General features: G+C 66.4%; 12 protein-coding genes. 4 read left to right on the top strand and 8 right to left on the bottom strand.

Features of this window, described 5'->3' with window-relative positions; all coding sequences use genetic code 11:
- The first annotated feature begins 135 nt into the window (after positions 1–135).
- Positions 136–765 (top strand): hypothetical protein, encoded by a 630-nt coding sequence (locus MU582_11110; protein UPK73000.1) that lies wholly within the window; start codon positions 136–138, stop codon positions 763–765.
- Here the strand turns inward: MU582_11110 and MU582_11105 are convergent.
- From MU582_11105 to MU582_11070, 8 genes are all read right to left on the bottom strand, one after another.
- Entirely contained in the window at positions 739–3,207 is a 2,469-nt protein-coding gene (locus MU582_11105; protein UPK72999.1) for an EAL domain-containing protein, read from the bottom strand. The two genes, MU582_11110 and MU582_11105, sit on opposite strands and share 27 nt — an antisense overlap.
- A 129-nt stretch (positions 3,208–3,336) precedes the next feature.
- Positions 3,337–4,410, bottom strand: a complete 1,074-nt coding sequence (locus tag MU582_11100) for a DUF2961 domain-containing protein (protein ID UPK72998.1) — start codon at positions 4,408–4,410, stop codon at positions 3,337–3,339.
- Positions 4,411–4,441: 31 nt separating this feature from the next.
- Positions 4,442–5,248 carry a carbohydrate ABC transporter permease gene (locus MU582_11095; GenBank protein UPK72997.1) on the bottom strand — a complete coding sequence of 269 codons (807 nt, stop codon included), beginning with the start codon at positions 5,246–5,248 and terminating at the stop codon, positions 4,442–4,444.
- Entirely contained in the window at positions 5,238–6,101 is an 864-nt protein-coding gene (locus MU582_11090; GenBank protein ID UPK72996.1) for a sugar ABC transporter permease, read from the bottom strand. Before MU582_11090 ends, MU582_11095 begins: the two co-directional genes overlap by 11 nt.
- Positions 6,102–6,150: 49 nt before the next feature.
- Positions 6,151–7,497, bottom strand: a complete 1,347-nt coding sequence (locus MU582_11085) for a sugar ABC transporter substrate-binding protein (GenBank protein ID UPK72995.1) — start codon at positions 7,495–7,497, stop codon at positions 6,151–6,153.
- A 129-nt stretch (positions 7,498–7,626) separates the two neighbouring features.
- Positions 7,627–8,190, bottom strand: a complete 564-nt coding sequence (locus tag MU582_11080) for an N-acetylmuramoyl-L-alanine amidase (protein UPK72994.1) — start codon at positions 8,188–8,190, stop codon at positions 7,627–7,629.
- Positions 8,168–8,407 carry a hypothetical protein gene (locus MU582_11075; protein UPK72993.1) on the bottom strand — a complete coding sequence of 80 codons (240 nt, stop codon included), beginning with the start codon at positions 8,405–8,407 and terminating at the stop codon, positions 8,168–8,170. The genes MU582_11080 and MU582_11075 overlap by 23 nt, the downstream gene beginning before the upstream one ends.
- A gap of 150 nt (positions 8,408–8,557) precedes the next feature.
- Positions 8,558–10,216: an alkaline phosphatase D family protein gene (locus MU582_11070; GenBank protein UPK72992.1), complete on the bottom strand. Its 1,659-nt coding sequence runs from the start codon at positions 10,214–10,216 to the stop codon at positions 8,558–8,560.
- 184 nt (positions 10,217–10,400) lie between these two features.
- Between MU582_11070 and MU582_11065 the strand changes: the two genes are divergently transcribed.
- The 3 genes from MU582_11065 to MU582_11055 are packed head-to-tail and all read left to right on the top strand — an operon-like array spanning position 10,401 to position 14,817.
- Positions 10,401–11,855: a basic amino acid/polyamine antiporter gene (locus MU582_11065; GenBank protein UPK72991.1), complete on the top strand. Its 1,455-nt coding sequence runs from the start codon at positions 10,401–10,403 to the stop codon at positions 11,853–11,855.
- Positions 11,856–11,878: 23 nt separating this feature from the next.
- The gene (locus tag MU582_11060; GenBank protein ID UPK72990.1) at positions 11,879–13,126 is read left to right on the top strand and encodes an arginine deiminase; all 1,248 of its coding nucleotides are present in this window, start codon (positions 11,879–11,881) and stop codon (positions 13,124–13,126) included.
- Complete coding sequence (locus MU582_11055; protein UPK72989.1) at positions 13,093–14,817, top strand: alpha/beta-hydrolase family protein; 1,725 nt, start codon at positions 13,093–13,095, stop codon at positions 14,815–14,817. The genes MU582_11060 and MU582_11055 overlap by 34 nt, the downstream gene beginning before the upstream one ends.
- Positions 14,818–14,821: the final 4 nt, after the last annotated feature.

The following is a 14,821-nucleotide window of genomic DNA, read 5'->3' as shown; positions in this document are numbered from 1 at the left end:
CCGTTGTCGGACGCGACTCAAACCTCGCGTTTTGCGCCAGCATGACCTATATCACCTCGCGTCGGGAACGCGAAAGGCCGTTCGAGGGTTCACCATAGAAGGTGGGTTCAACACACGCGGAGGGATAACACAGACATGGCGGGGCGCGCACGGAGCATATACGAACGACTCGAGAATGCGCCGCTGGGCGTCGGCCTCACGACCATCACCCTGACCTCGCTCGCCGTTTCCGTTCTGTCCTTCATCGGCCTACCGCTCGGCGTTTCCGTCATCGTCGTCGCAGCCGCGGCGGCACTGCTGATCGCCGGCCTGCTCGCCCACTTCGGTACGCGTTCGGCTCAGCGCGAGCGCAACGACCGCCATCGCGCGTGGTTGGCGACCTTGCCGCCACGAGAACTTCCGGAGTTCCGCGCACAGGTTCGCGCCCGCGAGGAGCTGCTCGCCGCGTCGCGGCAGGACTGGCTGCGACCGTTGGGTGCCGCGCTCACCGTGATGATCAGTGCCGTGATCGTGCCCTACGAGATGATCGGCTCGCACAGCCCCGATCCGCTGGTCGGCCCGATCAACACGGTCTGGATCGCGTTCACCCTGATCCTCGGCCTGCTGTGCCTCGCCACCTCGATCATCGCCGCCGCACACGATGACGAAGAGGACGAGCCGCAGGAGCGCCCTAAGGTGCCCGCGCCCCGACCGGTGCGCGGGAGTGGTCTACAGAACGGCACGGAGGGCGCGGGCAGTTCACCGTCCGCTCGCAAGGCGGCCTGAGGCCGCATATCCCTCGATGAGGCCGTCGACGGCCATCGCCGGCCCCCACAGGAACCCCTGCGCGGCGTCACACCGCATCTCGCGGAGCAGATCCAGCTGAGTCTCGGTCTCGACGCCCTCGGCGACGGTCTCGAGCCCGATCGCATGGGCGAGGTCGACGACCGATCGTACGATCGCGAGGTCACTGGCGTTGGTGACGATGCCGGCGACGAAGGTCTGGTCGATCTTCAACGTGCTGGTCGGGAACGGCCGCAGGTACGCAAGCGACGCGTAGCCGGTGCCGAAGTCGTCGATCGCGACACGTACCCCGAGCGCCGTCAGCTTGCGAAGCCGGGCGGCCGTGCGCTCGACGTCTCGCATCAGGACTCTCTCGGTCAGCTCGAGCATCAGCTTGTCGGCATGAAACGGCGGCCCCGCGCCGTCGATCGCGTCGAGGAGCACGGTCTCGAACGCCGGGTCGACGATGTCCTGCACCGACAGGTTGACGGCGACGTGCCCGTCGGCGGGCAGGGTGTGCGTCGCCAGCAGCCGAGCGCCGTCGCGACAGGCACGGTTCATCACCCAGGTGTCGAGCTGGGTGATCAGACCGGTCTCCTCGGCGACCGATACGAACTCCTCCGGGTCGACGTACCCGCGTAGGTCGTGTCGCCAGCGGGTGAGCGCCTCCACCGACCGCAGCCGGCCCGAACGCAGGTCGATGATCGGTTGGTAGTGCAGCTCGAGATCGCTCGCCTCGATCGCTCGCCCGAGGTCGCTCCCGAGCACGAGCGCGCGGCGGGCGCGATCGTCCATCGCCTGGTCGAACAGGCGCCAGGTCCCGCTCCCCTGCGCCTTGGCGGCGTACATCGCCATATCGGAGCGGCGTACGAGCTCCGTGGCGTGTGCGGCGGAGTCGACGGCGATCCCGATACTCGCGCTCACGAAGAACCGGTGCCCGGCGATCTCGAACGGGTCCGTCAGTGCGTCCAGCAGCCGTCTCGCGAGCCCGGTGGTCGACTCGAGGTCGCGCCCAGGGCAGAGCAACGCGAACTCGTCTCCGCCGAACCGTGCCACCGTTTCGCTTGCGTCGATGATGGCGCGGAGCCGAGCGGCCGCCTCGATGAGCAGGCCGTCGCCGACATGGTGGCCCGCCGCATCGTTGACGATCTTGAACCGGTCGATGTCGACGAAGAGCACGGCGACGGATCGAGGTCCGTTTCGGGAGCGCGCGAGGTCGGCGATGGCGTCTTCGAGGTACACCCGGTTCGGAAGACCGGTCAGTGCGTCGTGGCGCGCTTGGTACGTGAGCGTCCGTTCCATCCGGCGACGTTCACCGATGTCGCGCCCGATGTAGGACAGGCCGATGATCGAATCGCCGTGGTCGATCACGGGCGACACGGTGAGCGAGACGTCGACCGCTGTGCCGTCGCGGCGCCGGTGGGTCGTCTCGTGTCCGGCGATCGTCATGCCCTCAGACGCCCGGTGCACGAGCTGTGCGAGATCCGCGAGCTGGTCGGAGGTCGTCACCAGTTCCATCGACGAACCGACGGCCTCGTCGTGGGTGTAGCCGTACACCTTCTCGGCGGCCCGGTTCCAGCTGGTGATGACGCCCTCAACCGTGCTCGTCACCACGACGTCACCCGTCGACTCGACCAGCTGTCGGTACTGCTCGGCCGAGGCCCGGATCGCCTCTCGCTGCCGTTCGAGCTCGCGGACGAGGTCCTCGCGCGGGCCGATCAGCAGCTCCTGCAACGGAACCCGCGCCCGCCGGAAGGCAGCCAGCTGCTGGCGAAACACGATCAGGAACACGATCAGGGGAACGCTGAAGGACAGGCCGAGAACGAGCTTGACCCGGACGCCGACCTGCATGAGCTCGCCGAAGTCGGCCGGGGAAGACAGCGCGATGAAGGGCAGCATGAGGCCGTCGAAGCAGAGCAGAGCGACGAAGATCGCGACGTACGACGCCCCGAGGACCACCGGACCGTTGATCCGTCGCTTGAGGACCTCGAGCACGACGGTCAGGGCGACCAGCTCGACGACGATCAGAGTGCCGCCTAGAAGGGTCACCATGAGCGAGTCGTCGAGTAGCTCCGGACTGGTGTCCAACGGGTTGATCGCATTGCCGTCTCGGAGCGCGTACGTCGCAAGCGCGAAGGCGACGAACTTGAAGACCTCGACCCCGAGCACGACCCTGATGACCGTACGCACGACCCGCGCGTCGCGCTCGAGCACCACCAGCAGCAGGCTGGAGAACATCAGCGTGACGTACAGAATGCTGCCCGCCGGGATGCCTCCGGTGACCGGGAGTACGTAGACCGACCCGATCAGGCCCCCGGCGAGGAGCACCAAGCCGATGTAGAGGTAGAACGCGATCTCCCGGGCCGGACGCCGCAACAGCGCGAACGACATCGGGATCGCTGCGTACACGACCACATGGGCCGCGAGCAGCATCGGTCCGCTCACGGCCGGGCGACCGCTCGCCTGGACATCTCGAGAAGCGATGTCATGGGAGACCTCCTACCGAGTACTCCCATCATCAGGCATAGCGGAGAGATCCGCCGGAAATGGCGTGATCCCGATCCGGATCGCGGGTCAGGCGTACGGTAGCCGCTCCGCAACGGACGGTAGCCGAAGTGGGCGCCCGGGTAGGGTCTGGTACCAGTACGCGACCGACGAGAGGTCATCGCTGCGCTTGTTGGCGTGGCCGTGCTCGATGGTGACCCGGATCGACCGGTCGAACGTGACCGGGTCCTCGATGTGGAAGCGATACATCGAGATCTCACCGCTCCAGTTCGTGCCGCCCGGAAGCGTCAGCCCGTGGTACGGCGCGGCGTACGCCTGGTCCGGACACCATGCGGTGTTGAAGTAGTCCTCGGTGCCGGTCCCGTGCAGAGACGGCGGGAACGGCTCGCCGTCGATGAAGATCATGTCGTCACCCTCGCCGTACCAGTTCCACTCGCTGGAGTCGCGGAGGTTGCGCACGTTGAGCACCGATCCGACGTAGTGTCCCCTGCCCTCGGCCTCCAGAATCACGTAGTTTCCCTCGCCGGTGAGGTTCTCGCCCTCGACGAGACGCTCACGCAACGACGCGCTCCCTTGCGGCTGCCCGTCGGTCGGGTTCTCCCGGTGGAACGACGCGTGAAAGTAGCCCAGATCGTCGCGGGGTTGTTCGTACGTCTCGTAGTCGACGTAGTAGTAGAAGTACACCGGCAGTCGATCCATCTCCGAGACCAGCTCGACTCGGGCACCCGCCGCGAACGGCATGTGGAACCAGCAGTTGAACCCGCGCCCGTCCTGCGGGCTCATCTGCAGCGGCGCCGAGCTGAAGTTGACCGTACGACCGTGTCCGACGCCGAAGAAGTCGCCGAGTGGCACCAACACGCTCGGATGCCGTTGGTCGTCCCAGGTGATGCGCAGGACGAGGCGGCGCAGGTAGTCGGCCTCGGTGTCATCGGGTCCGTCCAGCATCGGTCGAGCGACGGTGCACCAGATGTGGTTGATCGAGCCCGGACCGTCGATGTGTGCGAGCAGAGCCGTGTCACCGGGTTCGACGGTCAGCCGATCGTCGTTGCCGCCGCTACGATCCCAGCTCGATGCGCGTCGGCGCCGCGAGCTGCGCAGGCGGGGAAGGTCGCGCAGGCTGCTGCCATGCTGTCCGTAGTCCATCGGAGTTGTGCTCCTTGTCGGTCGGTGCCGGTCACTTGATGCCGGAGGTCTTCATGGCGTCGACGAGGCGACGTTGACCCAGCAGGAAGACGACGGTCGTCGGGATCGCGGCGACCACCGCGGCAGCGAGGATGTAGTTCCAGCTGGACGAGTACTGCCCCTGCAGACCTGCGATGCCGAGCTGGGTGACGCGCAGATCGGGATTCTGGGTGATGCTCAGCGGCCACAGGAAGGCATTCCAGTTCGCGAGGAAGAACAGCACCGTCAGCGAGGCGAGGGCGGGCCGGCTCATCGGCAGCACAACACTCCAGTACCGACGGAGGTAGCCGCAACCGTCCAGGTCGGCCGCCTCCTCCAGCTCTCGCGGGATGTTCAGGTAGAACTGCCGCAGCAGGAAGATCCCGTACGCATGGAAGATCATCGGCACGATGAGTCCGGCGTAGCTGTCCAGCATGTCGAGTTCCTTGACCACCAGGAACAGCGGCACCAGGATCACCGGCAGCGAGACCAGCAGTGTCGAGATGATCAGCGAGAAGATGACGCCTCGACCGGGGAACCGCAGCCGCGCCAAGGCGTACGCGGCCATCGAGTGGGTGAGCAACGCGACCGCGGTGACCACGACCGAGACGATCGCCGAGTTCAAGAGATAGCGCGGGAGCTCCATGTCGGTGAACACGTACCGGAAGTTGTCGAGCGTCAGCTTTGAGGGCCAACCGGTGGCGAACACGTCCTGTTCGGGTTTGAAGGCGCTGAACAGCGTCCACAGCAAGGGCGCAACGACGATGAAGGCGAGCAGGTACGCCGCGACCACGACGTACGAGACACGTCTAGTCCGCATCGAAACGACCTCCCCGGGTCAGCGCGAACATGAACCCGGTGCCGACGACAAGGATGCCGACGGCAAGGGTGGTGATCGCCGAGGCGTACCCGATGTTGTTCAGGGTGAACGCCTGCTCGTAGATGTAGTAGACGATCGTCGACGTCGAGTTGGCCGGGCCGCCCTTCGTGAGTACGTACACCAGGTCGAACGCCTGGACTCCCGTCACGGCGGCGACCGTCGACGTGACGAGAACGAAGAAGCTGGTCGGCCGCAGCAGCGGCCAGGTCACATGCCGGAAGCGTTGCCACGCACCCGCTCCGTCAACGGTCGCGGCGTCCTCCAGCTCGGCCGGGATGTCCTTCAGCCCGGCCAGGAACACCATCATCTGGTAGCCCATCATGAACCAGACGCTGATCGCGATGAAGGTGGCGAGAGCAAGTGACGGCTCACCGAGCAGCGAGACATCGTCGAGCCCGACCGTCGAGAGCAGGTTGCCGACAGCACCACGCTTGTCGACGAGCAGGAACTGCCACATCAGACCGGCAACGACGAGGCTGATCACGTTGGGCAGGAAGAACGCGGCGCGTACGGCGCCGACGCCGCGGTACTGCCGTCGGGTGAGCAGGGCGATGCCGAGGCTCGCCACGAATGCGAGCGGCACGAACGCGACCACGTAGATCGCGGTCACCCGCAGGCTCTGCAGCAGCTTGGAGTCGTCGAGCATCAACGCATAGTTGTCGAGCCCGACGTAGGTGTAGTTGCCGAAACCGTCCACCTCGAACAGCGCGACGCCGAACGCAAGGCACATCGGCAGCACCACGAAGACGAGGAGTCCGATCAGATCCGGCGCGAGGAACAGGTACGCGGCCACGACCTCCCGGCGGCGGTAGCGCGGTCGCGCGCGCGTCCGGTTGGAGGCGCTAGACGATCGGAGCACCGTCGTACGTCCCCAGGAAGGTGTCGATCGCCTCGCTCGCCTTTGCCGCCTCGTCGGCCGCGTTCGCGCCGTCGAGCTGACATGCCTGGATCGCGTCCGAGACGGGCTGGTAGACCTCCGGCGGATAGCGCGGTTCGGTGACGCCGGTCGGCGCGATCTCCTCGACGAACACCTTGAGTTGGTCGTTCTCGAACGCACCGTGCTGCAGGGCGGACTTCTCGACGGACTTGCGGGCCGGCAGGTTCGTCTTGACGACGGTGTTCCACTTCCGGCACCGCTCTACTCCGGCCTTGTCGGTCGAGCCGAGTGCCCAGATCACGAATTCGGCCGCCTTCGACGGGTTCTTGCCCTTCGAGTTGGCGACGAAGGCCCAGCCGCCCATCGCGGTGCTCGCCGAACCGCCCGGTGGCGTGGGCAGCGGCGCGACGCCGTACTCGAGCTTCGGGTAGTCGAGTTCGAGGGCCGCAGCAGCCCAGATGCCGGTCTGCTGCATTCCGACGAACCCGCTGCCCAGGTTCGCCGAGCCGTCCGAGCCGCCGTCGCCCTGTGCCTTGCGGGGTGAGACGCCGGTGTCGATTGTCCGACCCCAGAGATCCAACGCGGCCGCGGTCTGCTCGGAGTCGAATGCACTGCTGGACCCGTCCACGACGGCACCGTCGCCCATCCACATGAACGGGTACCACGTGAAGTTCTGGTAGTAGCCGGGAGCGGTCTCGAACAGCATCCCGAAGTTGTCGTTGCCGGTGAGCTTGTCGGCGACGTCGAGCAACTGATCCCAGGTACGCGGGACATCGCCCTGCGAGAGCTTGGCCCGCTCGTAGGCCGGAATGCTGTAGAAGAGGCCGAGCGGCTCCACCTCCATCGGCAGGCCGTACACCGCGCCATCGACGCTACGTCCGTCCAGCAGCCCCGGTTTGAAGTCATCCCGCGCGTCGCCGAGCTCATCCGTGAGGTCCGCCAAGACCCCGCCGTTGTAGTACCGCAGGAAGTCTCCCGGGCTGATCATGAAGATGTCCGGGCCTTCCCCACCCTGGAACGCCGTCTGCAACGGCGTGCCGGAGAAGTACTCGGCGGGCGGCAGGTAGTGCAGCTTGACCTGCACGTCGTTGTTTGCGTTCCACTCGTCGACGAGGTCCACGAACCACTGGCTCTGTGGATCCTCGTCGTCGGCAGGCCCGTAGAAGTTCCAGAACGACAGCGTGCCGTCGTCATCGTCGTCACCACTGCAGCCACCGAGCAGGGTGGCCGCCGAGCCGGCGAACGTGGTGGCGGCGACCGCGCCGGCGCTGCCGCGCAGGAGCGTACGACGGGTGACGCGGGTATCGGCCATGACCACTCCCAGGTGCGTAATCGATTTCACGCAATCTAGGACTGGAGTGTCAGGACGTCAAGAGCAACCGGGGTTGCGCCGTGGCTCCAAGCCGGAAACCGATTACACGGCGCCACCCGTCCCGAGTGATCAGCCCATCGCCGCCGCCACGTCGGCGCGCATCGCGTCCAGGTCGATGAACGACGGGTCGATCTTTCCCGAGGTGCTCGTCTCGCGATGGCCGCGTACGTGCTCCGCGTCGGTACCGAGCTGAGCGATGACCGCGGCGGTCGCGGCGATCGACGCGTCGTACTGCGCCTGCGTCATCTCCTGGACGGGGCCGCCCTCGCCCGAGCCGTCGCCCGCGTAGTCGATCTCCCATCCGATCATCATCGTGTTGCCGTCGCCGGCCGGGATGGGACCGCTACCGCCGGACTCGCCGGCGTGGTTCGCGCGGTTCGCGGAGACCACGTTGAACACGCCGTTGTAGTCGACGTGCGCGTGGCACAGCGGGCCGGGGAGGTCCGATCTGCCGTTGATGCAGATGTCGAGTGCGGGTGCCGGATTCTCAGGGCTCGACAGCGCCGCCGTGTGGTGCCAGAGCACACCGAACGGCTCGAAGTCTGCGCCGGCGCTGCGGTTCAGCCAGTCGCCCTGCTCTACGACCTCTACGCCGGCGCCGCGGAGGACATCAGCCAGCCATGAGATCTGCATACGTCATCCGTCCTTCCTGAATGAGCCCGGACAGGCACTCGGGTGCCGCGGACGTACTCTTCCGTCGTGGGGTCTGCTGTGCCGTTTGTGTTCTCGGGTGGGCCATCGCCGGCCCGCCGCTCAGCGCGGTTGCGACCGGCGCGGTTGCGCCGACGGCAATGCCCATCAGCACGGCGCGACGGCTGACGCGGCCGCGACGTTCGGTCGATCGATCCATGGGAGCCTCCCAGGTCGGTTGACAACTTCCGGTCCTCACCATTCCCGGTCGTGCGCGCCGGAAACGCTCGGCCGGCACAGCATGACCTCGCCGCCGCGGGTCTTGTACGGTCCGCGGCGGCGAGGTGCTGATCGGAAGGCGTTCGCCTACTCAGGGGCGACGGGTCTCCCAGGTGATCGTGTCCCGCCCGATCTGGCGGTCCGACCGGCCGTCGCGCTTGAGCTGCTCCGGCGGGTTGTCGTACGTCTGGTGCAGACCGGGCTCGCGGTCGGCGATGACGAACGACGCGCGGGTGAACGCGTCCGCTGTCCGCGTCGTGACATCGGACAGGCACCGGAAGTCGGCCTGCATCTCGGTCGGGGTGATCTTCGTGCGCACGTACCCGCGCAGGTTGTTCTGGAACTGCAGATGCGGGTTCCACTTCAACCACGGGTGCGAACCTGACGCGGAGTCCTCTCCGCTGCCGCCCGAGGTGATCGACGAGCAGACCAGCTCCGCGCCGACGGTCTTCGTCGTCGGGTCGTCGTAGTCCAGTTTGAGGTCGCTCGCCCAGTGCGCGTGCACGTCGCCGGTGAGCACCACCGGGTTACGCACATCGGCATCGACCCAGCCTTGGGTGATGCGTTCACGCGATGCTGCGTACCCGTCCCAGGCGTCCATCGAGACCGTCTTCAGCGGGCCCTCGTCGCTGTCGCGCTGGGCGAAGAAGACCTGCTGGCCGAGCAGGTCCCAGCGGGCCTGCGACCGCCGGAACCCGTTCAGTAGCCAGGCTTCCTGGGCGGCGCCGGTGATCGAACGAGCCGGGTCGACCGCGGCCGGGCAGTCGGTGTCGTACCCGTCGCCACACCCCTGGTCGTCGCGGTACTGCCGGGTGTCGAGCATGTGGAAAGTCGCGAGCTCGCCCCACGCCACCCGGCGGTAGAGCTGCATGTCGATCCCGCGGGGCACCGACGTACGACGTAGCGGCATGTTCTCGTAGTACGCGCGGAACGCCGCGGCCCGTCGATCGAGGAACTCTTCCTCGGCCTTCTCCGGTACCTCGTCGGCCCAGTTGTTGTCGAGCTCGTGGTCGTCCCAGACGGCGATCCATGGCGCGACCGCATGTGCGGCCTGCAGGTCCGGATCGGTCTTGTACTGCGCATGTCGCTGGCGGTACGACTCGAGGGTCGTCGTCTCCGGACCCTCGTGGTCGCGGACATTGCCGCCCGGCGCCTCGTAGTCGCCGGCCTTGTACTCGTACTGGTAGTCGCCGAGATGCAACACCAGGTCGGGATTGTCCTCAGCCATCCGGCGGTACGCGGTGAAGTAGCCGTGCTCGAACTGCGAGCACGATACGAACGACATTGCGAGCGAAGACGGCATCGTGCCACGCCGGGGAGTCGTCCGCGCCCTTCCTGCCCGGGACTCGAACCGGCCGCAGCGGAAGCGGTACCAGTAGTCGCGGTCCGCGGGAAGACCGCGTAGCTCGACGTGAATGGTGTGCGCCGAATCGGGCTTCGCCGGTTGGGATCCGCGCCGGACGATCCGGCGGAAGGACGGGTCTCGCGCGACCTCCCACTCCACCCGGAACGGGACGTTCGGCATACCGCCGAGGCCGTTCTCGGCGAGCGGCTCGAGGGCGAGCCGGGTCCAGATGACGAACCCGTCCGGCCAGGGATCGCCGCAGGCGACACCGAGAGTGAACGGATCGGAACGAAGTCGGGCGGCGTGCTTGCGCGCATCTGCTGGGGAGGCGGACGCGAGTGGCACGCCGAGCGCGGCACCGGTGGCAGCACCGGCCTTGATCAAAGTACGGCGTGAGGTCTCCATGCCTCATGGATTCCGTGCCGGGGTTGCGCCACGGGGTGGTCGGTGTGACACAACGATGTCTGTAACGCGAACACCTGCGCAACGACCCTGCAGACGTCGTTCGGATTGCGAGCATAGTCCGGCTCAGGGAGAGTGGCCGTGGACAAGGATCGCGACGTACCTACCTTGTTGTGGGAGAACGTGAATGGCCGAGACAGGTAGCGCCGATGGCGCTGTTGCCGCTTCCAAGCTCTCCGTACCGACTCTCACGGCCATGGTCGTGGGTTCGATGGTGGGCGCCGGGGTGTTCTCGCTGCCCGCCCGGTTCGGTGTTGCGACCGGGATCCTCGGATCCCTGATCGCGTGGGCGGTCGCCGGCGCAGGCATGCTGATGCTCGCGTTCGTGTTCCAGAACCTCGCGGTTCGCAGGCCCGACCTCGACTCGGGCGTGTTCATCTACGCCAAGGCCGGCTTCGGCGACTACGCAGGATTCAACTCCGCCATCGGATTCTGGGCGAGCGCCGTCGCCGGCAACACCTTCTACTGGGTGTTCATCTCGGCGACGCTCGGCACGTTCTTCGACGGGTTCGGTGACGGCGACACGGTACTCGCCGCCGCGCTCTCCACCGCCGGTGTGTGGCTCTTTCACATTTTGATCGCGCGCGGTGTGCGAGACGCGGCCGTCATCAACCGGATCGTGACGGTCTTCAAGATCATTCCGATCCTGGTGTTCATCGTCGTACTGTTCATCTCGATCGACGCCGGGGTGTTCTCGGACAACTGGCTCGCGACCGGGTACGGCGACCTGGGCTCGCTGAACGAGCAGGTTCGCAACACGATGATCATCACCACCTTCGTGTTTCTCGGCATCGAGGGCGCGAGCGTGTACTCGAGGTACGCCAAGAGCCGTGCCGACGTGGGCAGAGCAACCGTCCTCGGTTTCGTCAGCGTGCTCGCGCTGTTCGTACTCGTGACGTTGTCCAGCTACTCCGTCAAGCCGCAACCCGAGATCGCGGATACGCGACAGCCGTCGATGGTCGGCCTCTTCGAGTCCGTCGTCGGCGACTGGGGTGAGGTGTTCATCAGCGTCGCGGTCATCGTCTCGGTGCTCGGCGCGTACCTCGCCTGGACGCTGATGGCCGCCGAGGTGATGTACATCCCGGCGCGTAGCGACGACTTCCCGCGTTTCCTCGGGCGCGCGGACGACAACGGAACGCCGATCACCGCACTTGTCGTCACGTCCATGGGCGTACAGGCACTCGTCGCCCTCACCTTGCTGGTCGACGACGCGCTCAACTTCATGCTCGACCTCTGCACCAGCCTCGCGCTGGTGCCGTACTTTCTGGCGGCCGCGTACGCCCTCAGGCTCGGGTTGACCGGTGAGGCGTACGAAGACGTGTCGCCCAGGGTCCGCCGTCGCGAGACGATCTTCGCCGGGATCGCCACGGCGTACACGCTGTTCCTCTTCGAGGCGGCGGGCTTGAAGTTCTTACTGCTGTCGACCGTCATCTATGCCCCGGCGACGCTGCTGTACATCAAGGCTCGCAGCGAGAACGAGCGTCGACTCTTCACCCCGACGGAGATCGGTCTGTTGGTGGTCATCCTTGCCGGCGGCCTGACCGGCGTCATCGGCCTCGTCACCGGATACATCGAGTTGTAAACCGCTATCGAGAAGGAACGACCATGTCCGAAGTCGCGTCCTACGGCGTCCACTCCGAGGTGGGTGCTCTGCGCAAGGTCCTCGTCTGCGCGCCCGGTCTCGCACATCGGCGCTTGACGCCGTCCAACAACGACGATCTCCTCTTCGACGATGTCATGTGGGTCGAAAACGCCCAACGAGACCACGCCGACTTCGTCAACAAGCTGCGCGGGCACGGCGTCGAGGTCGTCGAGCTGCACGATCTCCTGACCGAGACCGTGCGCGATCCGGTCGCCCGCGACTGGCTGCTCGACCGCAAGATCATCGCGAACGAGGTCGGACACGGCCTTGTCGACAGTACTCGCGAGTACCTCGAGTCGTTGGATGCTCGCCCCCTTGCCGAGTACCTGATCGGAGGGCTGGCAACGAGCGATGTTCCAGACGACTACCGTCCGGGACACATGGCGCTTGCCCGGGAGTCGCGGGGAGCACGTGAGTACCTGATGCCGCCTCTGCCCAACACGTTGTACACCCGTGACACGACGTGCTGGTTGTACGGCGGCGTGACGCTCAACCCGCTGTACTGGCCGGCCCGTCACCACGAGACGTTACTGATGAAAGCGATCTACCAGTTCCACCCCGACTTCGTCGGTTCGACCGTCTGGTGGGGCGATCCGGAGCTCGACTGGGGTCAGGCATCGTTCGAGGGCGGCGACATCATGCCCGTCGGCAACGGTGTCGTACTGATGGGCATGAGTGAGCGTACGTCGCGTCAGGCAATCACCCAGGTCACGGCGTCACTGTTCGAGCAAGGCGCCGCCGAGCGGGTCGTGGTCGCGGGGATGCCGAAGCTGCGTGCGGCGATGCACCTCGACACGGTGTTCACCTTCGCAGACCGCGACATCGTGACGCTGTTCCCCACGATCATGGATGCCGTGCACACGTTCTCGCTGCGACCCGGCGACAACGCATCGGACATCGAAGTCACCGATCATGGCTCAACGCCGTTCGTCGACGTCGTCGCCGAGTCACTCGGTCTGCGCGAGCTCCGGGTAGTCGAGACCGGAGGTGACGTCTATCAGTCGGAGCGCCAGCAGTGGGACAGCGGCAACAACGCCGTTGCGGTGTCGCCCGGAACGGTCTTCACTTACGACCGCAACACCCTGACCAACACCCTGCTACGCAAGGCCGGTGTCGAGGTCATCACGATCGTCGGTGCAGAACTCGGGCGAGGCCGCGGCGGCGGTCACTGCATGACATGCCCGATCACTCGCGACCCGGTCGAGTACTGAGTCTTGGAGGAGACCTGAGCACCGTACGCGTCACTGCTCGCAGGACGGCTTCGGCGCTCGCTCGCCGACTTCACTACACCTTGCCGGGTGCCTCGACAGCGGTGTTGTTCGCCTGTCTGTCGTTCACGCCGTCACTGCTCCCCCGCCCGATCGTCTTCCAGGCCGTCGTCACGGGCATCAACGGCGCGATCGGGTACGCGGTCGGGCTCGTGCTGGCCCGGGTGTGGCGCGAGTTCGCCGACCGCGGGCCCAAGTCTGCGTCGGCACGGTCTTGGTGGATCTTCGCCGTCGTTGCCGGCCTCTCCGGACTCACCGCGATCGTCATCGGCCAGGTGTGGCAGTACCGGATCCGCGACCTGATGGGCATGGAGCAGGAAGGCCTCGGGCTCGTCTGGGTCATCCCGGTGCTCGGGTTCGTGCTCTTCTTCGTTCTCATCGAGATCGCCCGGGGTGTTCGGTGGTGCTACCGAAGGATCAGCCGACTGCTGAGCAGAGCCATGGGTGAACGCGCCGCACGCGCAACGGGGTTCGTACTGCTCGCCGGCGTGCTGTTCACGCTGGTCAGCGGTGTGCTCTGGGATGCGATCATGACCACGGCCGATCGGACGTTCGCCGTCTCCGACCTCGGCACAGCTGCCAGTGCTTCCGAACCAGCGAACGAGCTGCGCTCCGGCGGTCCGGGCTCGCTCATCGAATGGGACGATCTCGGCCGACAGGGACGATCCTTCGTCGGCCGCGGACCCGACGCCGAAGCGATCGGTGACTTCACCGGGTCGGCCGCAGAGGACCCGATCCGGATCTACGCCGGGTCGGCATCGGCAGACGACGTCGAGGAGCGCGCCGACCTGGCGCTTCGAGACCTCGAACGAGCCGGCGGGTTCGAGCGCAAGAACCTCCTCGTCGTGACGACGACGGGCAGCGGCTTTGTCGAACCCAGCTCGGTCAACAGCTTCGAGTATCTGACCGCCGGGGACTCTGCGACGGTGGGGATCCAGTACTCCCACTTCCCCTCCTGGCTGTCGTACCTCGTTGACCAGGAGGTGGCGCGTGATGCCGGACGCGCGCTGTTCGACGCGGTGTACGCGAAGTGGGCGGACCTGCCGGCAGAGCAACGGCCGAATCTGTACGTGTTCGGGGAGAGCCTCGGATCGTTCGGCGGAGAGACCGCGTTCAGCGGTGAGTTCGACCTGGCCAGCCGCACCGACGGCGCTCTTTTCGTCGGGCCGCCGAGCTTCAACAAGCTGTACGGCGAGTTCGTCGACGACCGGGCGCCGCGATCCCCCGAGATCGAGCCGGTGTATCGCGACGGACGGACGGTGCGATTCGCCGCGGATGCCCGCGGCGAGATCAAGCCGACGGAAGAACCCTGGGACGGCACCCGGATCCTGTATCTCCAGCAACCGTCGGATCCGATCGTTTGGTGGAACACCGACCTGCTGCTGCAGCGACCGGACTGGCTCGAAGAAGAGCGCGGATCCGACGTACTCGACGAGATGCAGTGGATCCCGTTCGTGACGTTCTGGCAGGTGACGGCGGATCTCCCGCTCGGCACCGAGGTGCCGGCCGGTCACGGCCACGTCTACCGGGGTGAGCATGTGGACGCGTGGGCAGCGATCCTCCAGCCCGACGGATGGAACGCCGACAAGTCCGCAGAGCTTCGCGAGGTCGTGCTCTCGACGCTGTACCGCTAGCGGG

Source organism: Nocardioidaceae bacterium SCSIO 66511, assembly GCA_023100825.1.
Lineage (GTDB): Bacteria > Actinomycetota > Actinomycetes > Propionibacteriales > Nocardioidaceae > Solicola.
Note: the sequence above shows the minus strand (reverse complement) of the source record. Positions and strands in the feature narration are given on the sequence as shown.